This is a genomic window from Pseudomonas sp. URMO17WK12:I12 (assembly GCF_000514395.1).
GTDB lineage: Bacteria > Pseudomonadota > Gammaproteobacteria > Pseudomonadales > Pseudomonadaceae > Aquipseudomonas > Aquipseudomonas mucoides.
On sequence record NZ_AZVV01000009.1, the window covers coordinates 65852 to 84304 of the forward strand.

Annotated in this window: 25 protein-coding genes and 1 pseudogene; 16 read left to right on the top strand and 10 right to left on the bottom strand. The window is 57.5% G+C overall.

All coding sequences use genetic code 11. From position 1 onward, the window contains the following. Positions 1 to 238 precede the first annotated feature (238 nt). Entirely contained in the window at positions 239 to 925 is a 687-nt protein-coding gene (locus D882_RS0112775) for an SOS response-associated peptidase (RefSeq protein WP_027923617.1), read from the bottom strand. A 210-nt stretch (positions 926 to 1135) separates the two neighbouring features. Here D882_RS0112775 and D882_RS0112780 point away from each other — a divergent pair, with 210 nt between their 5' ends. Both D882_RS0112780 and D882_RS0112785 read left to right on the top strand, forming a co-directional pair. Beyond that, positions 1136 to 2035: a polysaccharide deacetylase family protein gene (locus D882_RS0112780; protein WP_027923618.1), complete on the top strand. Its 900-nt coding sequence runs from the start codon at positions 1136 to 1138 to the stop codon at positions 2033 to 2035. Between the two features lie 119 nt (positions 2036 to 2154). Beyond that, a complete protein-coding gene (locus D882_RS0112785; RefSeq protein WP_027923619.1) occupies positions 2155 to 2397 on the top strand; it encodes a DUF1652 domain-containing protein in 243 nt (80 codons plus the stop codon). Between the two features lie 3 nt (positions 2398 to 2400). Here D882_RS0112785 and D882_RS0112790 read toward each other — a convergent pair whose 3' ends face one another. Then, positions 2401 to 3285 (bottom strand): LysR family transcriptional regulator, encoded by an 885-nt coding sequence (locus D882_RS0112790; RefSeq protein WP_027923620.1) that lies wholly within the window; start codon positions 3283 to 3285, stop codon positions 2401 to 2403. A gap of 127 nt (positions 3286 to 3412) precedes the next feature. Here D882_RS0112790 and D882_RS0112795 point away from each other — a divergent pair, with 127 nt between their 5' ends. Genes D882_RS0112795 through catA form a run of 3 tightly spaced genes read left to right on the top strand, consistent with a single transcriptional unit; the run spans position 3413 to position 5842 of the window. Continuing rightward, entirely contained in the window at positions 3413 to 4561 is a 1149-nt protein-coding gene (locus D882_RS0112795) for a muconate cycloisomerase family protein (protein ID WP_027923621.1), read from the top strand. Between the two features lie 9 nt (positions 4562 to 4570). After that, positions 4571 to 4861: a muconolactone Delta-isomerase gene (gene catC / locus D882_RS0112800; protein ID WP_027923622.1), complete on the top strand. Its 291-nt coding sequence runs from the start codon at positions 4571 to 4573 to the stop codon at positions 4859 to 4861. A 51-nt stretch (positions 4862 to 4912) separates the two neighbouring features. Beyond that, positions 4913 to 5842 (top strand): catechol 1,2-dioxygenase, encoded by a 930-nt coding sequence (gene catA / locus D882_RS0112805; protein WP_027923623.1) that lies wholly within the window; start codon positions 4913 to 4915, stop codon positions 5840 to 5842. 11 nt (positions 5843 to 5853) lie between these two features. Here the strand turns inward: catA and D882_RS1000000133535 are convergent. Beyond that, positions 5854 to 5958, bottom strand: a pseudogene (locus tag D882_RS1000000133535) (metal ABC transporter ATP-binding protein); the annotation flags it as partial. A 75-nt stretch (positions 5959 to 6033) separates the two neighbouring features. On the opposite strand from D882_RS1000000133535, the gene D882_RS0112810 reads away from it, so the two are divergent. The 5 genes from D882_RS0112810 to D882_RS0112830 all read left to right on the top strand — a co-directional run bounded on the left by D882_RS0112810 (position 6034) and on the right by D882_RS0112830 (position 10923). Beyond that, positions 6034 to 6987, top strand: a complete 954-nt coding sequence (locus D882_RS0112810) for an AraC family transcriptional regulator (protein ID WP_027923624.1) — start codon at positions 6034 to 6036, stop codon at positions 6985 to 6987. Positions 6988 to 7169: 182 nt separating this feature from the next. After that, positions 7170 to 8534, top strand: coding sequence for a benzoate 1,2-dioxygenase large subunit (gene benA / locus D882_RS0112815; protein ID WP_027923625.1), 1365 nt, complete (start codon positions 7170 to 7172; stop codon positions 8532 to 8534). After that, complete coding sequence (gene benB / locus D882_RS0112820) at positions 8531 to 9019, top strand: benzoate 1,2-dioxygenase small subunit (protein WP_027923626.1); 489 nt, start codon at positions 8531 to 8533, stop codon at positions 9017 to 9019. Before benA ends, benB begins: the two co-directional genes overlap by 4 nt. 10 nt (positions 9020 to 9029) lie before the next feature. Beyond that, entirely contained in the window at positions 9030 to 10043 is a 1014-nt protein-coding gene (benC, locus tag D882_RS0112825) for a benzoate 1,2-dioxygenase electron transfer component BenC (protein WP_027923627.1), read from the top strand. A 106-nt stretch (positions 10044 to 10149) separates the two neighbouring features. Next, entirely contained in the window at positions 10150 to 10923 is a 774-nt protein-coding gene (locus D882_RS0112830) for a 1,6-dihydroxycyclohexa-2,4-diene-1-carboxylate dehydrogenase (RefSeq protein WP_027923628.1), read from the top strand. A gap of 47 nt (positions 10924 to 10970) precedes the next feature. Here D882_RS0112830 and D882_RS0112835 read toward each other — a convergent pair whose 3' ends face one another. Beyond that, complete coding sequence (locus tag D882_RS0112835) at positions 10971 to 11333, bottom strand: NUDIX hydrolase (RefSeq protein WP_027923629.1); 363 nt, start codon at positions 11331 to 11333, stop codon at positions 10971 to 10973. 210 nt (positions 11334 to 11543) lie between these two features. Between D882_RS0112835 and D882_RS1000000133175 the strand changes: the two genes are divergently transcribed. Both D882_RS1000000133175 and D882_RS0112845 read left to right on the top strand, forming a co-directional pair. Further along, positions 11544 to 11741: an SPOR domain-containing protein gene (locus D882_RS1000000133175; protein ID WP_027923630.1), complete on the top strand. Its 198-nt coding sequence runs from the start codon at positions 11544 to 11546 to the stop codon at positions 11739 to 11741. Between the two features lie 117 nt (positions 11742 to 11858). Beyond that, positions 11859 to 12206: a hypothetical protein gene (locus D882_RS0112845; protein ID WP_027923631.1), complete on the top strand. Its 348-nt coding sequence runs from the start codon at positions 11859 to 11861 to the stop codon at positions 12204 to 12206. 5 nt (positions 12207 to 12211) lie between these two features. On the opposite strand, the gene osmE is transcribed toward D882_RS0112845, so the two are convergent. Together osmE and D882_RS0112855 are read right to left on the bottom strand one after the other, a co-directional pair. Further along, on the bottom strand, positions 12212 to 12562 hold the full coding sequence (gene osmE / locus D882_RS0112850; RefSeq protein ID WP_027923632.1) for an osmotically-inducible lipoprotein OsmE: 351 nt from the start codon (positions 12560 to 12562) through the stop codon (positions 12212 to 12214). 13 nt (positions 12563 to 12575) lie between these two features. After that, positions 12576 to 12815, bottom strand: coding sequence for a hypothetical protein (locus D882_RS0112855; RefSeq protein ID WP_027923633.1), 240 nt, complete (start codon positions 12813 to 12815; stop codon positions 12576 to 12578). A gap of 179 nt (positions 12816 to 12994) precedes the next feature. Here D882_RS0112855 and D882_RS0112860 point away from each other — a divergent pair, with 179 nt between their 5' ends. Beyond that, positions 12995 to 13213, top strand: a complete 219-nt coding sequence (locus tag D882_RS0112860; RefSeq protein ID WP_027923634.1) for a hypothetical protein — start codon at positions 12995 to 12997, stop codon at positions 13211 to 13213. 71 nt (positions 13214 to 13284) lie between these two features. Beyond that, positions 13285 to 13620: a hypothetical protein gene (locus D882_RS0112865; RefSeq protein WP_027923635.1), complete on the top strand. Its 336-nt coding sequence runs from the start codon at positions 13285 to 13287 to the stop codon at positions 13618 to 13620. Positions 13621 to 13638: 18 nt separating this feature from the next. On the opposite strand, the gene D882_RS1000000132030 is transcribed toward D882_RS0112865, so the two are convergent. The 3 genes from D882_RS1000000132030 to D882_RS0112880 form a co-directional block, all read right to left on the bottom strand. Further along, positions 13639 to 13872, bottom strand: coding sequence for a DUF6555 family protein (locus D882_RS1000000132030; protein ID WP_027923636.1), 234 nt, complete (start codon positions 13870 to 13872; stop codon positions 13639 to 13641). A gap of 116 nt (positions 13873 to 13988) precedes the next feature. Continuing rightward, a complete protein-coding gene (locus D882_RS0112875) occupies positions 13989 to 14189 on the bottom strand; it encodes a hypothetical protein (RefSeq protein WP_027923637.1) in 201 nt (66 codons plus the stop codon). A gap of 122 nt (positions 14190 to 14311) precedes the next feature. Continuing rightward, a complete protein-coding gene (locus D882_RS0112880) occupies positions 14312 to 14578 on the bottom strand; it encodes a DUF4880 domain-containing protein (RefSeq protein ID WP_027923638.1) in 267 nt (88 codons plus the stop codon). Between the two features lie 347 nt (positions 14579 to 14925). On the opposite strand from D882_RS0112880, the gene D882_RS0112885 reads away from it, so the two are divergent. Further along, positions 14926 to 16116: an MFS transporter gene (locus tag D882_RS0112885; RefSeq protein WP_027923639.1), complete on the top strand. Its 1191-nt coding sequence runs from the start codon at positions 14926 to 14928 to the stop codon at positions 16114 to 16116. 249 nt (positions 16117 to 16365) lie between these two features. On the opposite strand, the gene D882_RS0112890 is transcribed toward D882_RS0112885, so the two are convergent. Then, on the bottom strand, positions 16366 to 16596 hold the full coding sequence (locus D882_RS0112890) for a hypothetical protein (RefSeq protein WP_027923640.1): 231 nt from the start codon (positions 16594 to 16596) through the stop codon (positions 16366 to 16368). A 175-nt stretch (positions 16597 to 16771) separates the two neighbouring features. Between D882_RS0112890 and D882_RS0112895 the strand changes: the two genes are divergently transcribed. Then, positions 16772 to 18433 carry a SulP family inorganic anion transporter gene (locus D882_RS0112895; protein ID WP_027923641.1) on the top strand — a complete coding sequence of 554 codons (1662 nt, stop codon included), beginning with the start codon at positions 16772 to 16774 and terminating at the stop codon, positions 18431 to 18433. Positions 18434 to 18453: the final 20 nt, after the last annotated feature.

Sequence of the window (18453 nt, forward strand, 5' to 3'; positions counted from 1 at the left end):
GGATTTCCTTCTTTGTTGACTTTTTGGTCAACTTGGCGATGCCATTGGAAATGCGGCGCGCATCCTAACTTTAGTGTTAGTGAATGTATGTACGATAAAGACATTGTCGGACAAGCGGTTGAGGGCCGATTTCAAATACACGCAGCATGTGTTTCTGATATGAAACAGTCTGTGTAACGTTCATGCGTTGAAGTCATTGAACGATAACTTTCCTGTCTATACAGGACTGTTCAACTGATCAGTCCTGAACAAGCTGATCAATCAACGTACGAGACTGGTTTCTGACGTTACCGACCGCCTTGTCGACCCTGTACCACTCAAACATTTCACTGGGTTCCCCTTGCAGCAGCACCATCTGTTCGGCGCGTTCTTTGGGCGTGGCCGGGTCGAGCCATTCGCGCGCCAGTTCCGGCGACAACACCACCGGCCGCCGGTCATGAATGTCGAGCATGCCACCGACGCTGTCCGCGGTGATGATGACAAAACCGTCGTCGCTGCGTGGTTCATTGCCAGCGCCCGGGAACTGGCCAATGGCGGCGCAGTAACTCGGTGCTCCGTCCTGTCGACGAATCAGCCATGGCAGTCGCGTCGAATCACCCGCATCGACCCATTCGAACCAATTGTCGATCGGTACAATCGCCCGGTGAGGCCAGATCGCCCGAAAGAACGGACCGTGCGCGACTTTTTCAACCCGCGCGTTGATCGGCGCCGCGCGATCCTTGGCCCAGTGCGGGCGCCAACTCCAGCGCACCGGATCGGCGTGCAGCCCGTCCGGCTCAAGATGGAGCAGGGCGAGTTGAGTGGTGGGTGCCGCGTTATAGCGGGCCAAGGGCTCATCCCCGACGTGATTGATCATTGCGTCGGGAATGCTCAACACGGCAACGAAATCGTGAATGCCACGGTACTGCGACAGACGTCCACACATCGGCTGAACCTGCGGTTGGAAAGCGCTGACGGGAATGTTCAGCTTAGCTTTCGGATCACCCGTGCGTTGGGGGGACGGGTCGCGGAACCAAACACTGTGTACCCTGATCAAACCTCGGCCCGCGTCACTGACGGGGCGGCGAAGGAAGAGCGGGCGAAGGATTTTTGCCATTCATAGTGTTGACCGTCAGGGTCTGGCCCAAGGCAAAACATGAAGCAGCTGTTCAACATATTCTGCGTACTCGCCATTGCCACCGGGCTGGCAGGCTGCATTTCGGCCCCCATCGCACTGACCCCGCAGACGGAACACCGTCTACAGGCCCAGGCGCCGATTCGTTTTCTGCTGACTTTCGACGATGGCCCCAGCGCGTCGAGTTTCTGGAACCCTACCGCTACGGTGCTCGACAGCCTGAAGGACAATCCACTGCAACCCGACATCAAAGCGGTGTTTTTCGTGCAGACCGGTGCGCCGCGCGCCGGCGACAGTGATATCGGGCGCGAGCTGATGCATCGCGAACACGCAGAAGGGCAGGTACTGGGATTTCACACCGCAACCCACTGGCACACCAATCACCGTTCGCTGAGCCCGGAAGAACTGGAGCAGTCGCTGAGCAAAGGCAGTGCCGACATCGCGGCGATTACCGGTGCGCCGCCGACCCTGGTCCGCCCGCCATTCTGGAACTACGACAAACGCGTCTTCGCGGCGTATCAGCAGCACGGCATGCATGTGCTGCTGACTGATTTGAGTGCCAACGACGGCAAGATCTGGGGCTTTAACGCCAGCCCCCGGCGTCGCTCTCATATGCTGCGTTCAATGTCTGAAGTGCGTGAGCGCATCGCGCAGGGCGAGTTGCCGACCGTGGATGGGGTGATTCCGGTGGTGGTGACCTTCCACGACCTCAACCGCTACACCGCCCGGCATGCCCGGGAATACCTGCAAATCCTGATCGACAGCGCCAAGGCCACCGGCGTGCCATTGGCGCAAAAACCATTTTACGATGATCACGACGCCGTGCTGCGCGCGGCCATGGCGCGTACCGTCAAGGACAGTTCCCAGCCAGTGGAGCTGCCAGGGTTCTGGAACTGGTTCTGGGACAAGAATTCCCATTAAAACCTCGCCAATATGCGAGGCAAGTATCACTTTCAGTGAGCATTGGCTGGGGCGTAAAGGAAAAAGGCCATCTATCCTGAACAGGTTGATTTCGACCGACCGCCACGGAGGCGACAGCGATGGTTCCCATTTCAGTCCTTTGCAACATTGTGGAGTCTGGCTTCGAGCCACTTTCTTGCGAATGCACGAAGAGTGCCGACGGACTGCTGTGCATTAAGGTGTTCGAGCCAGCCACCGGGTGCATTCACTTATTGATCAATGGCGTGTCTACCGCTGAATTGACCACAGTGCGCGAAATCTCCGACCTGGTGGGCGAACTGCGTACCGAGATTAGAGCCGGCCGCCGGGCGTTTGCCGGCTGACGGTCAGGCCCGGGGTTGCAGCTCTCCGATCATTTTCAAACAATGATTCAACCCGGGTGACACATCACCCACCCTCCGACTGAGAATAATCGGCGAGGTGGCGTTGTCTTCCAGCAGCGGGGTAAAGCCAATGTCGTCGCGGTGCAGCAATTGCACCGAGGCCGGCACCAGCGTGACGCCGATCCCTGCCCCTACCAGACCGATGGCCGTTTGCAGTTCGTTGGTCCATTGCGCCACGTGAATGCTCACGCCATAGGACTCGAACAGTGCAATCACATGGTCGGCATAGCTCGGGCGCGGATGGCCGGGGTACAGCACAAATGGTTCCTTCGCCAATTCGCGCAGGCTGATCGGCCCGGCCAGCAGGGGATGTCCGGCGGGCAGGGCGGCGACCAGCCGATCTTCGGTCAGCACCGTTTGAATGATCGCCGGGTCGTCGATGCGTATTCGCCCGAAGCCAATATCGATCCGCCCGGCCTTGAGCGCCTGCACTTGTTGCAGCGTGGTCATTTCCGACAGCCCCAGTTCAAGCTCCAGAGGCTCGCCGCTGCGCAAACGGCGGATCAGTTCCGGCAGTACGCCGTACAGGGTCGAAGGCGCGAAGCCGATGCCCAGCCAGGTCTTTTCCCCCAGGCCGATCCGCCGCGTGTTGTCGCAAACCTTGTTCAGTTGTTCGAGCAGGGCGGCGGAGTGTTCATGGAAAAACCGCCCGGCCTCCGTCAGCTTCAGCGGCCGGCCACGCTCCAGCAACAACACCCCGAGTTCGTCTTCCAGTTGCTGGATCTGCCGGCTCAAGGGCGGTTGGGCGATGTGCAGCAGCTCGGCGGCGCGGGTGAAATTGAGGGTTTGAGCCAACACCTGAAAATACCGCAGATGACGCAGTTCCATGGGGCCTCCGAACGTCGGTCGTTTGCATACCTTAAAGGTATCAAGTCAGACCAATTCTATATTGGCATCGTAAAAAAAGCCGTACGAGAATCGGTTCCAGAACTTTAAGAACCTGATGGGTATCGACATGCGTGCAACAGCCATTGAATCGATCGAGACGATCATCGTCGATCTGCCGACCATCCGCCCGCACAAGCTGGCGATGCACACCATGCAGAATCAGACCCTGGTGATCATTCGTGTGCGCTGCGCCGATGGCATCGAAGGGATCGGTGAATCCACCACCATCGGTGGCCTGGCCTATGGCAATGAAAGCCCGGACAGCATCAAGACCAACATCGACAAACATTTTGCGCCGCTGCTGATCGGCCAGGACAGCGGCAATGTGAACGCCGCCATGCTGCGTCTGGAACGCAGCATCCGCGGCAATACCTTTGCCAAGTCCGGAATCGAAACCGCGTTGCTCGACGCTCAGGGCAAGCGCCTCGGCCTGCCGGTCAGCGAGTTGCTCGGCGGGCGTGTTCGCGATGCCTTGCCGGTGGCCTGGACCTTGGCCAGCGGCGACACCGACAAAGACATCGCCGAAGCGGAAAAAATGCTCGACCTGCGCCGTCATCGGATCTTCAAACTGAAAATCGGTGCCGGTGAAGTCAACCGCGACCTGGCCCACGTTATTGCGATCAAAAAAGCCCTGGGTGACCGCGCCAGTGTGCGGGTCGACGTCAATCAGGCCTGGGATGAAGCGGTCGCATTGCGCGCTTGCCGAATCCTTGGCACCAACGGCATCGACCTGATCGAACAGCCGATCTCGCGCAACAACCGCGCCGGCATGGCGCGCCTGAATGCGATGAGCCCGGCGCCGATCATGGCCGACGAATCCATCGAATGCGTGGAAGACGCCTTCAATCTGGCACGCGAAGGCGCCGCGTCGGTGTTTGCCTTGAAGATCGCCAAGAACGGTGGCCCGCGTGCCGTGTTACGCACTGCCGCGATTGCTGAAGCTGCCGGCATCGCCTTGTACGGCGGCACGATGCTCGAAGGCGGGCTCGGCACGATGGCCTCGGCCCATGCCTTTATCACCCTGAACAAACTGGCTTGGGACACTGAACTGTTTGGCCCTTTGCTGCTGACCGAAGACATTCTCAGCGAGCCGCTGGTGTATCGCGATTTTGAACTGCATGTTCCGCAAACACCGGGCCTGGGCCTGAGCCTCGATGAAGAACGCCTGGCGTTTTTCCGTCGTGACAAAACATCCACTTCCGTTCATCAAGCCTGAGGAGAGATCATGCTATTCCACGTCAAAATGACCGTGAATCTACCGGTCGACATGAACCCCGAAGCCGCCGCCAAGCTGAAGTCTGACGAGAAAGCCCTGGCCCAGCGCCTGCAAGAGCAGGGCACGTGGCGCCACCTGTGGCGCATCGCCGGGCACTATGCCAACTACAGCGTTTTCGATGTCGACAGCGTCCAGCAATTGCACGACCTGCTGATGCAACTGCCGCTGTTTCCCTACATGGCGATCGAGATCGACGCGATGTGCCGGCATCCGTCTTCCATCCGCGAGGATGACCGCTGAACCCAGCCTGTTCAGTTCGCTACGCTAATAATTACAAGATGAGGATCCACCATGAACGTCAAGATTTCCCACACTGCCAGCGCACAGAAGTTTCTCGAAGACGCCAGCGGCCTGCTCAACGACGCCGGCAACCCGCGTGTCAAAGCCCTGATCTACCGCATTCTGCGAGATTCGGTGAACATCATCGAAGACCTGGCGGTGACCCCGGAAGAATTCTGGAAAGCCGTCAACTACCTCAACGTGCTGGGCGCGCGTCAGGAAGCCGGGTTGCTGGTGGCCGGCTTGGGTCTGGAGCATTACCTCGACCTGCTGATGGACGCCGAAGACGAGCAGGCGGGCAAATCCGGCGGCACGCCACGGACCATCGAAGGCCCGCTGTACGTAGCCGGCGCGCCGCTGTCCGAAGGCGAAGCGCGACTCGATGATGGCCTCGATCCGGGTGTGACGCTGTTCATGCAAGGGCGCGTGTTCAACACCGCCGGCGAACCGCTGGCTGGCGCTGTGGTGGACGTTTGGCACGCCAACACTGGCGGCACTTACTCGTACTTCGATACCACGCAATCGGAGTTCAACCTGCGCCGCCGTATCGTCACCGATGCCGAAGGTCGCTACCGTTTCCGCAGCATCGTGCCGTCGGGTTACGGCTGCCCGCCGGACGGTCCGACCCAGCAATTGCTTGATCAACTGGGCCGTCACGGCCAGCGTCCGGCGCACGTGCATTTCTTCATCTCGGCACCGGATCATCGTCACCTGACCACCCAGATCAACCTCGATGGTGATCAGTACCTGCATGACGATTTCGCCTACGCCACCCGCGACGAGTTGATCGCCCACATCAGCTTCAGCGACGATCAACAACGCGCCGCGGCGCATGGTGTGAGCGGGCGGTTTGCTGAAATCGAATTTGACTTCACGCTACAGTCGACCGCCCAACCCGAAGAGCAACAACGCCACGAACGGGTTCGCGCGCTGGAAGATTGATAGCGCGATCAAACCTGTGGGAGCGAGCCTGCTCGCGAAAGCGGAGTGTCAGTCAACGTCGATGTTGAAGCTGACGCCGCCTTCGCGAGCAGGCTCGCTCCCACTGGGGTTTTCAGTCTGCCGACACAATGTTATGCGCGCTGTTCTAGAATGGAACTGACACCGCCAATAACAACAACGAGAGTGACCCGATGATGCACGCGCAACTGTTGAGTCAGCGCAGCAGAATATTCGACCATGCCGACCCTTACGCGGTGTCGGGTTACGTCAATCAGCACGTCGGCAACCATTGTATCCTGATGCCCAATGTCGGCCGGCCGCTGGCCAGCCTCGATCACCGCAAATTCGCCAGCCTGGACCTGTGCCGCATCAGCTACGGCGCCAGCGTGCGGGTGACCTCCGGCGCACTCGACAGCATCTATCACCTGCAAGTGCTGCTGCGGGGCAACTGCCTGTCGCGCGGGCGGGGTCAGGAACATTACTTCGCGCCCGGTGAGTTGCTGCTGATCAACCCCGATGAACCGGTTGACCTGACCTATTCCGACGATTGCGAAAAATTCATCCTCAAGGTTCCGACTCGGTTGTTTGAATCGGTGTGCGATGAACAGCGCTGGCGGTATCCGGGGCAGGGCGTGCGATTCCTGGAGAGTCGTTATCAACTCGATGAGCTGGAGGGTTTCGTCAGCTTGCTCGCGATGATTTGCCAGGAAGCCGAGGCCACCGAGCAGATTCCGCGTGTGCAGGAGCACTATGCACAGATCATCGTCAGCAAAATGCTCAGCCTGATGAAAACCAACGTCATTCGCACAAGCCTGGGTTCGCCCGCTTTCGAGGTGATTGCCGACTACATCGCACGCAACCTCAAGCACGACATCGACAGTGAGGAACTGGCACGCCAGGCGCGAATGAGCCTGCGTTCGCTGTACGGGTTGTTCGAGCGCAATGCGGGAACGTCGCCACAAAACTACATCCGGCAGAAAAAACTAGAGCGCATCAACCTGTGCCTCAGCGACCCGACGTGCAACGTGCGCAACGTCACGGAAGTGGCCATGGATTATGGCTTCCTGCACCTGGGGCGGTTCTCCGACAGCTACCGCAAACTGTTCGGCGAATTGCCCTCCGACACCCTCAAACGCCGCCATTGACCGACCACACCTCCCCGTAGCCGCTGCTACACGCAGCCTCGCAGCCTCGCAGCCTCGACAGCTGCTACAGGTTCCGCGACAACTGCAGTAAACGGATAAACGTCTGCACCCAGCGGATAGTCCGCCTCATCCCTCCGTCCTAGCATGGCCCTGCCTGAATAAAAACAATGGAGGCGGCGGCCATGTCCCTGCGACCCGAATACCTTCACTCCCTGCTTGAAGACGACAAGGAAACCGGCATCTACCGCTGCAAGCGCGAGATGTTCACCGACCCACGGCTGTTCGACCTGGAGATGCAACACATCTTCGAAGGCAACTGGCTGTACCTGGCGCACGAAAGCCAGATCCCCAATGTCAACGATTTCTACACCACCACCATGGGGCGCCAGTCGATCTTCATCGCGCGCAACAAGGACGGTGTGCTCAACGCCTTTATCAACGCCTGCAGCCATCGCGGCGCAACGCTGTGCCGGCACAAGACCGGCAACAAAAGCTCCTACACCTGCCCCTTCCACGGTTGGACCTTCAACAACTCCGGCAAGCTGCTCAAGGTCAAGGATCCGGCCGCGGCCGGTTACCCGGCGAGCTTCAACTGCGAAGGCTCCCATGACCTGACCAAAGTTGCGCGATTCGAGTCCTATCGCGGCTTCCTGTTCGGCAGCCTCAAGGCCGATGTGGTGCCTTTGGTTGAACACCTTGGCGAGTCGGCCAAAATCATCGACATGATCGTCGACCAGTCCGCCGATGGCCTGGAGGTACTGCGCGGGTCTTCGAGCTACATCTACGAAGGCAACTGGAAACTCACCGCCGAAAACGGCGCCGACGGTTACCACGTCAGCTCGGTGCACTGGAACTACGCGGCCACCCAGAACCAGCGCAAACAACGCGATGCCGGCGACAGCAACCCGACCATGAACGCCGGCACCTGGGCCAAGCAGGGCGGTGGTTTTTATTCTTTCGACAAAGGCCACATGCTGCTCTGGACGCGCTGGTCCAACCCCGAAGATCGCCCGCTGTACGAGCGGCGCGACGAACTGGCCCGGGATTTCGGCAAGGCTCGCGCCGACTGGATGATCGAGAACTCCCGCAACCTGTGCCTGTACCCGAACGTGTACCTGATGGACCAGTTCAGCTCGCAAATCCGCATCGCCCGGCCGATCTCGGTCAACCGCACGGAAATCACCATTTACTGCATCGCCCCCAAAGGCGAAAGCGACCACGCCCGTTCCAGTCGAATTCGTCAATACGAGGATTTCTTCAACGTCAGCGGCATGGCCACCCCGGACGATCTGGAAGAGTTTCGTTCGTGCCAGACCAGCTATCAGGGCAGCGTCACCACCTGGAATGACATGTCCCGGGGCGCCGAACACTGGATCGAGGGCGCTGACGAGGCGGCCAAGGAAATCGACCTGCACCCGCTGCTCAGCGGCGTGCGCACCGAGGACGAAGGCCTGTTCGTGCTGCAACACAAATACTGGCAGCAGACGATGCTCAAGGCACTGGCCGCCGAACAGTCCGAATTGATTGCCGTGGAGGCCGTGCAATGACCATCACCTATGACGCCGTGCGTGATTTTCTGTACCGCGAAGCACGCTACCTCGACGACAAGCAATGGGATGACTGGCTGGAATTGTACGCCGCCGATGCGTCCTTCTGGATGCCGTCCTGGGACGACAACGACGAGTTGACCGAAGACCCGCAGCGGGAAATCTCGCTGATCTGGTACGGCAACCGCACGGGGCTGGAAGACCGCATCTTCCGTATCAAGACCGAGCGTTCCAGCGCGAGCATTCCGGACACCCGCACCTCACACAACCTCAGCAACATCGAGCTGCTCGAACAGGCGGACGGTCTGTGCAAGGTGCGCTTTAACTGGCACACCCTGAGCTTTCGCTACAAGACCGTCGACAGCTATTTCGGCAGCAGTTTCTACACCCTTGATGTGCGCGGTGAAAACCCGCTGATCAAGGCCAAGAAAGTGATCCTGAAGAACGATTACGTTCGCCAGGTCATCGATGTCTACCACTTGTGAGGCGGCTGTCATGACGCATTCCATTGCATTCAATTTTGAAGACGGTGTCACCCGGTTCATCGACGCCAATGCCGGTGAAACAGTGGCCGATGCCGCGTACCGCCAGGGCATCAATATCCCGCTGGACTGCCGCGACGGCGCGTGCGGCACCTGCAAATGCTTCGCCGAGGCCGGTCGTTATGACTTGGGCGAGGAGTACATCGAAGACGCTCTCAGCGCGGAAGAAGCCGAGCAGGGTTTTGTCCTGACTTGCCAGATGCGTGCCCAGAGCGATTGCGTGGTGCGGGTGCCGGCGTCCTCGGAGGTTTGCCGCACGCGGCAGGTGAGTTATGACGCGACGATCAGCGCGGTGCGCCAGTTGTCTGACAGCACCATCGCGCTGTCGATCAAGGGTGAAGCGTTGAGCACCCTGGCGTTTCTGCCGGGGCAATATGTGAACCTCGGGGTTCCGGGCAGCGAGCAGACCCGCGCCTATTCGTTCAGCTCGTTGCAGCGCGACGGCGAAGTCAGTTTCCTGATCCGCAATGTGCCCGGCGGCTTGATGAGCAGCTTTTTGACTGGCATGGCGAAGGCGGGCGACCGCATGAACCTGGCCGGGCCGCTGGGCAGCTTCTATCTGCGCGATATTCGCCGTCCGTTGTTGCTGCTGGCCGGTGGCACGGGGCTGGCGCCGTTCACCGCGATGCTGGAAAAAATTGCCGAGCAGGGCAGCGAACATCCGCTGCATTTGATCTACGGCGTGACCAACGATTTCGACCTGGTGGAACTCGATCGCCTCGAAACCTTCGCCGCACGCATCCCGAACTTCAGCTTCAGCGCCTGTGTGGCCAACCCCGACAGCCAGTATCCACTCAAGGGCTACGTGACCCAGCACATCGAGCCGCGGCATTTGAACGAGGGTGACGTCGACGTCTACCTGTGCGGCCCGCCGCCGATGGTCGAGGCGGTCAGCCAGTTCATCCGTGAGCAAGGCGTCCAGCCTGCGAATTTCTACTACGAGAAATTCGCCGCCAGCGCGGCTTGAGTAGTACACGCGAAGGGGGCGGGACATTCAACGGGGATGTCGCCTGTTAGACCGCTATCGCGAGCAGGCTCGCTCCTGCAGGTCAGGGTTTTTTCACGAGGTGGGTATGAACAGATTTCACGAAAAAGTGGTGCTGATTACCGGGGCTGCGCAAGGCATCGGGCGGCGGGTGGCTGAGCGCATGGCCGCTGAGGGGGCGCGGTTGATTCTGGTCGACCGCTCCGAGCAGGTGTTTGAGGTGCAGCAGCAGTTGGGCCAACGTAATCAGGTGCTGGCCCTGACCGCCGACCTTGAGCAATACAGTGAGTGCAGCCGGGTGATGCGCACCGCCATTGAACGTTTCGGGCGTCTCGACGTGTTGGTCAACAACGTCGGCGGCACGATCTGGACCAAGCCGTTCGAGCACTATGCCGAGGAGCAGATCGAAGCCGAAGTCCGCCGCTCGCTGTTCCCGACGTTGTGGTGCTGTCATGCGGCGCTGCCGTTCATGCTGGAGCAGGGCAGTGGCGCCATCGTCAACGTCTCGTCCATCGCCACGCGCAGTATCAATCGCGTGCCGTATGGCGCGGCGAAGGGCGGGGTGAACGCACTGACCGCTTGCCTGGCCTTCGAAACTGCCGGCCGCGGGGTGCGGGTCAATGCAACCGCACCCGGTGGCACCGAAGCGCCGCCCCGGGTCATTGCGCGCAACACTGCCGAGCAAAGTCCTGAGGAAAAAGTCTGGTATCAGCAGATCGTCGACCAGACGCTCGACAGCAGTTTGATGAAGCGCTACGGCACGCTGGATGAGCAGGCAGGCGCTATCCTGTTTCTGGCCAGCGACGAAGCGTCCTACATCACCGGCATGATCATGCCGGTCGGTGGTGGCGACCAGGGCTGACACTCACTGAAAACAACCCGCCTATCCAAGGCCTGGCTTGAACACGCTTACAGGCGCCGCCGAAACGCCTTGACGATCTGGCGCGTGGCGTCGCTGGTGCTCAGGTTGTCGACCGTCTCCAGCGGGTGCCAGATGCAGTCGATGATTTCGTTTTGGGGCCGGGCCTGCTCAAGGTTCGGCACCGACGCTTCGTAGACATGGTGGCGGGTGCCGCCCGATTCCAGCTCCATGAGGTACAGCAGGTTGTCGGCGCCCAGGCCGGTTTCTTCTTGAAGCTCACGCAACGCGGCGCCCGCCGTGGTTTCACCGGGTTCGACTTTTCCGCCGGGCAAGCTCCAGCGACACCTGGTTTTGCGCACCAGGAGAACATGTCGGTCCAGTTCGCAAATGACCGTTGCACGTACTTTCATCGGTTACCTAACAATTGCGTGTCATAAAAACGTAATAAAAATGCAACATTCGGGCCGTGATCTCTATTTCAGGTGTTAGAGCGATGTTCTCAGCGAAAAGTGCAATTGAACGCTGGATTACTGACGCGACGTCTGGTCGGCACTTGAGCAAAGGTCGGGTGTAAGGTATTGCAGGCAATCGTCGGTTCCACTACCGAACAGGAGGTGACCATGAGTGTTCCGATACTGAATAAAATGCACATGAACGGTTATGACGTACTGAGCGTAAACAACGGCCCCTGGCGGGTTTGCACCCAAGGTGACCGCTTGGGGTCTTTCAGCAGCAGAGAGGAAGCGCTGGCCTATGCTGCATCGCTTCCCGCCTATAGAGCGAGGACGGTTCGCCCGTTAGCTCAGCAGTCAGAATGACGACACCCTTGAAGCCCCGGAATGCCGGGGCTTTTTTGTTTCAGAAGCGAAGTGCAGAGGATTTTAAACGCGACATTGGAGTGATAGGGTGGCCGTTTTCAATTCAAGGAGGAACCCATGTTGAAAGGGCGCTGGATGTCTCTGGCCTTGGTGTCTGCAATAAGTTGGGCTTGCGCAAGCCCGGCTCAAGCCCAGGCGTTGGGCGAAATTAAAACCAACCCGCAGGTCTGCGAAGCGTTCCGTGTATTGGCCGGATCGATCATGCAGTCTCGTCAAAACGGCGAATCGAAAGCCAGTTTGCTCGCCATAAAATCGGGCAACCCCGACCACGACACGTTGGGAGCAATGTTGATCAACGAAGCGTACAGCCAGCCCGTTCGCGATTCTCAAGCGCAGAAAAGCCAGGCAATCAACACCTTCGCCGATAAATGGCGGGATACCTGCAACAAGCCTGTTGCCGGCTAGTTCGCTCAGTAGCCTCCGCCACCGCTTGAGTGTGAGGGTTCCCTGGCTTTCTGTTGAACGTGACTCCATTGCGCGCAAGTCATGAAGCTTTTGTGGTCGACCTTGCCGTTGCCATCGAAGCTGACGTTGTACGATTGATGCTGGTCCGCGTGCGTCAATGTGTAGTCAAAACAACTGCCAGGCTGCACCGTGCGGTCGGTGATCGAGACCGGTTGACCGCCGATCTGCTGCACTTGATTCTTGCTCATCCCGGTCTGGACTTTGGCGACCAAGGGCTGGGTACCGTAAATATGTTCCTCGGTGCTGCAGCCACCCACCGCCAGCAGGACTGCCAGGGTGAACAGCGACTTGTTCATGACAGTGCTCCCGTTAGTGAGCCTTCTTCCGACTGATCACCTTGGCTTTCACTTCCTCGGCATAGCCCGCCAGGCGTGCTTCATCGCCCTGAAACAACGCGCATAACTTGAGAACGGCTTGCGCATCCACCTCATTACCCGCCTGGCGTAGCTGTTGCTCAATGCGCAGCAACTCGACCGCCGACCACCTCAAATCTGACGCAACGCTTTGCAGGTCACGGCGAAGTGCGTTTTCATCTTCGTTAAGCCACATGACGACCTCCAGCAATCTCTCGATAAGAAAGAGTAGTTCCATTTAGAACGGCGTAACGTTTGTTCGTCAGATTCCCGCGGGATAGAAGGTGCGTCCGTTGGTCGGGAAGTTGAGGGCGAGTGACCTTCGCGGTTGTCGTACGAAGGTCAATGAACTTCGTCAGGGCGGGGCCACACTCTATGAGCAATACCGATGACTTCAAATTTCATGCCCATGAGTTGATTGTTGACCTGGATACCGCCACCACAGAGATGATGAAGCTGATTTCAGCGCATCAACTGAGCGGCCCGGAGTGGGAGCGGGTCACGCAATGGCAGCATGAAGCCTATGAGCGGTGGATGGCTTATCTCAACGAAAGAACCTATCCAGAGCCTCCAGGAAACAATGCTCCACATTGAGTTGTATTCAATAGATGGATGTCCGGCCGGCGAAGCGTTACATTTCGCGTTTTACGGTATAAGGATGCGTCATGCGGATGTGGATTGGGGGAGTAACGCTGGCGATGCTGGCAGGTTGTTCGTTGCCGGCGTCTGTGGTGCCGGGTGAACCCAACGTCAGCAAATACAGCGACAAGCCGCCCAAAGAACTGGCGGCGTGTATTTTGCCGGCGTGGCAGAAAGAAATTCCGAAAACGACCCAGGTCGGCATTTCCAATGGCTATCGGCTGAATGCGCCGAGCATCATCACGGCGGATGAAATTCTCGATATCGTCAAGTACAAGGACGGCAGTCGGGTTTCGCTGTATCAGGGGCCACCTTGGGCCAAGTCCGGCGCCATGCGCAAAGCCGTGAAGGATTGTCTGTAAAGAGGCGCACCGGCCTTTTCAACTGGGTAATTCTTCCCAGCTGACATCGATCAGGCCGCCTGCTTGCGCGTGACTTCGAAGTGCCTCGTCGTTTTGTTGATCGTGATTTTGCCCATATGAAAGTCCCAGCCCTGAATGCAGGCAAGCGTAATACCATGCGTCTGCGTGACTCATGTGCGTGTCTGGCTGTACGAAAACGTGCCGGTCATCGTTGAAACGGTAGGTGATTTGAAAATAGCGAGTGTGAGTCATCCGATTCTCCAGGTGCTACCGCTACGACATTAATGGCGTAGTGCCAGTTCCTTTGGATTTCGGACTTCTGTCTGCATGAGCAAAAGGCAGAATGTGTACCGGTCATCGGACGCGGTTTACTGATGGTTGTCCCGACCCGCGTTGCGCCGCTCACTGCCTGACGGATTGCCTAGGTTGATCAGTCTTCTTTCTACCAGGATGTTTTCGAGCGCCTGGCGCGCGACGGGGTCCAGTTGGTGTTCTCGCTCCTTGAGCTCCAACAGGATCGGGCTCGACCAGGCGCGATAGGTTTTTTCGACACTGCGAATGGACGGCATTTATCTCTCCTTGATCAGGGTCCCACCTATGAGCGGGGGCGTTTGATTGCGTAGAGACCCTAGTTGAGGAAAGCGGTTTTCGCCAACAGATTGCACTGCAATGGTGCGACCGTTTCAGCGCATCACATTTTGTGCGCGCCGTTCTGCTGCGTCGATCTATCAGTCAGCAGCTTTTTCGAGGTGTTTTGATGGTTTGGCAACTGGTCGCTGAGGTCCCAGATTTCCAGCATTTTTGCGTATTCAAAGGCGTGGCGAGGATCCATCTGAATCCACTCCTTAAAGGCCAGTTTTTCCTCCTGCGTGCAGGTGTTTTCTTGTAAACGCATACACCAATGAGCGGCTTGGCTGAGGATGGCTTCGTCCATGTCGCAAGAGCTGGGTGGATTCATTGACTGCTACCTGTTTGGCCGGATAACGCACCTTACGAGGCCGTTTGGGAAAAAAATGTCAAAAAGAAGTCGAGTTGATTTCAATGCTTCGCGGTGTTCAACCACACCGATACACACAAACCGCTATTGTTCAGCACGAATAGGGCGCAGGGGAGAAGGTATGGGAGGACACTTGGCGGGGACTGAGGAGGGGAACTGACGACAACGCTCTGGTTCTTGGTGACCAGGCAACGAAGTGGATTGGGGATTTTCAGAAAACCGTTTTAATCGATGCATTTGCGCTATTAATTAGAGGATCTTTGATTTTCGCAGTCTCTCTTCAGTGCTGATGGGCAAAGGACGAAACGATGAGTAGCGAAAGTCCAGGTACTAAAGCTGAGCCTATTCGTATTCCGCGCACGATCTGGGCGCTGGGCTTTGTCAGCCTGTTCATGGATCTATCCTCTGAACTGGTACACAGCTTGCTCCCTGTATTTTTGGTGACGACATTGGGTGCGAGTGCATTGACCGTCGGCGTGATCGAGGGGATTGCAGAGTCGACCGCGATGCTGGTCAAGGTATTCTCTGGCGCTATCAGTGACTTTATGGGGCGGCGCAAAGGGTTGCTGCTGCTTGGATATGGTTTAGCCGCTCTGAGCAAACCACTTTTTCCTCTTGCGCATTCGGTTGAAGTCGTCTTTATCGCACGTTTTCTGGATCGAATCGGCAAAGGCATTCGTGGTGCACCGCGAGATGCCTTGGTTGCAGATGTGTCGCCAGCAGAAATCCGGGGTGCCTGCTTTGGGCTGCGACAGTCGATGGATACCGTGGGTGCTGTTCTTGGCCCCATTCTGGCCATCCTGCTTATGCTATGGCTTGCAGATATCCAGCGTGTGCTGTGGTTTGCAGTGATCCCCGCAACAGTAGCGGTGGTGCTCATTGTCGCTGGAGTAAAAGAATCTACCCAGGCCTCCAGCACACATAGATTCCGTTCTCCAATTCATTGGAGCGTCCTTCACGACTTCTCCTCCGGATATTGGTGGGTCGTCATTATTGGCGGGGTGTTTACACTTGCCCGTTTCAGCGAGGCGTTTCTGGTATTGCGGGCGCAGCAGATAGGACTGTCGGTCACCTGGGTACCGCTGGTGATGGTGATCATGGCACTTTTTTATGCGTTGTCCGCTTACCCGGCCGGCTGGCTGTCCGATCGTGTCAGTCGCACGAAGCTGCTCTGTGTGGGCATGGGGTTGCTCGTCCTGGCGGATCTTGTACTTGCTCAGTCCAGTTCCGTGATCACGATGATGTTGGGTGTCGCGCTGTGGGGACTCCATATGGGATTTAGCCAAGGCATTCTTGCCTCGCTGGTAGCTGATAAATCACCCAGAGAACTCAAGGGAACCGCCTTCGGCATTTTCAATCTGGTCAGCGGTGTCTGTATGTTGATGGCCAGTGTAATAGCGGGCGGGTTATGGCAAAGCGTTGGATCGGACAGCACATTCCTCATGGGGGCAGTGATTGCCTCCACAGCGCTACTCTTGCTGTTACTCAAGAAACAATAACGCCTCAGGCGAACAGGGTTGGCTCCTGGATAAAATCAACTGGATTTATTCTCGGAAATTGGAACCGGTGACTCTGGGCGTCTTTGTCGTTCAAGCCTTTCGAACAGCCCCATACCAGCCAACATGGCCATGACAAACACCACGCCCTTGAGAATGCCTGAGCCCATCAATACCCAAGTGCTCTGCTTTGACTGACTAGCTACTCGATCTTCACCGATATGATCATGTCTGCATGGCGCAATCCAAGGGCTAAAAGTGGATTTCCGCGGTTTTGAGACCCAGGTCTCGAAGCTCAGCGATCAAGTCATCCAGATGCCCGAAAGTCTCGACTTCTTCGTTGTCATCAACCAAGAAATAACTTCTCCCTGCGTCCTTCTTGAAGAACACAATCCACTCCTTGGGGTTAGTCGGGTTTGCGATTACATGGGTGTCAAAAGTCACGCCTTCGGCATGTTTGTCTTTCACATTTTTACGATTCATGTCAGTTACCACGCTACGCGCGTTCTTAAATTCTGTATTGGCAGTGCATGCCCGGCCAGCTCCATCTGAGCTTTCACTGTAAAAAATTACCAGCCGCACGAGGCGGTTGATCAAGGGCATTTAAATTATCACTGGATGTTAATATTATGCACATGCATCCACTGAGGATCTAGCCATGATTGCGATTGCTGAGGCATGGAAGGCGGGGTTGTTGGGGCGAGGACACTGGCTTCGCAACCTAGTGTCCGGTGTGATCGTCGGGGTCGTTGCGCTCCCCTTGGCAATGGCGTTTGCCATTGCGTCTGGCGTCAAACCCGAGCAAGGCATCTACACCGCAATCGTTGGTGGTCTGCTGGTTTCACTCTTTGGGGGAAGCAGCCTGCAGATTGCCGGGCCGACAGGTGCGTTCATCGTGATTCTGGCGGGAGTCACGGCCAAGCATGGCGTTGACGGTTTGCAAATCGCCACGATGATGGCGGGGGCCATGTTGTTATTGCTGGGGATGGCACGGCTCGGTTCAGTCATCAAGTTTATCCCTGACCCGGTGATTGTCGGATTCACCGCGGGCATTGGCGTGATTATCTGGGTCGGGCAGTGGAGAGACTTTTTCGGTTTGCCGGCTGTCAGTGGAGAGCACTTCCATGACAAGTTCTGGCATTTGCTCCAGGCCCTGCCGGATCTTCATGTCGCCACCACTCTGCTGGCGATGATTAGCCTTTTCCTGGTCATTACTGCCTCTAAAATTCCCGGACTCAAACGGGTACCTGGCCCGCTAATCGCAATGGCGGTAGCGACAGCGATACAGTCAATCGTTCATTTCGAGGGGGTAGCCACAATTGGCAGCGCATTTGGGGGCATACCTCAAGGCCTTCCAGCGTTGAGCCTGCCTGAAGTTACAATGTCTCGCGTCATCGATTTGATTGGTCCGGCATTCGCTATCGCCATGCTTGGAGCAATCGAATCGCTGTTGTCCGCAGTGGTGGCCGATGGCATGGCGGGCACCAAGCACGATTCCAATCAGGAATTGATCGGTCAGGGAGTGGCTAATTTGGTCTCGCCATTATTTGGCGGCTTCGCCGCTACCGGAGCCATTGCCCGTACTGCAACCAATATCCGCAACGGCGGTACGAGCCCTCTGGCCGGCGTTATGCACGCGGTCACCTTGGTGCTTATTATTCTGTTCCTCGCACCACTAGCCTCAAACATCCCCCTGTGCGCGCTGGCCGCGATTCTTTTCGTGGTCGCGTACAACATGAGCGAGTTGAAGCACTTCAAACGCATGGTCCAGCGGGCCCCACGCGCAGACGTTGCTATCCTGCTCATCACCTTCAGTCTCACTGTGTTTAGTGATCTGGTGATCGCCGTGAATATCGGCGTTATTCTCGCCATGTTGCACTTCATGCGTCGAATGGCCTCATCTGTAGAGGTGCAACAGGTCGTCGAGCACGAGCTAGAACACGAGTTGAGGGCCAACGGGCATGTTCGCCTGCCTCCAGGGACACTGATTTATACAATTGAAGGGCCATTGTTCTTTGGCGCGGCTGAGACCTTCGAGCGTGTCCTGGCTCAGACCCATACCGACCCGCGCCTGCTGATTATCCGCTTGAAGCGCGTACCGTTTATGGATATCACTGGATTGCAGGTGCTGGAGGAGGTCATCCAGCAACTGCACAAGCGGAATATCGTCGTGAAACTCTGCGAGGCGAACGCGAAGGTGCTCAACAAGCTTGATAGGGTAGGTATCTTGCAAGAAATCGGCATGGAGCATTACCACGCCGACTTCAACACCGCGCTGGATAAAGCTTTCACTCTCGCAGAGGGTAAGTCGATCCTCTAGCAGCTAACTGCCTGTATTGG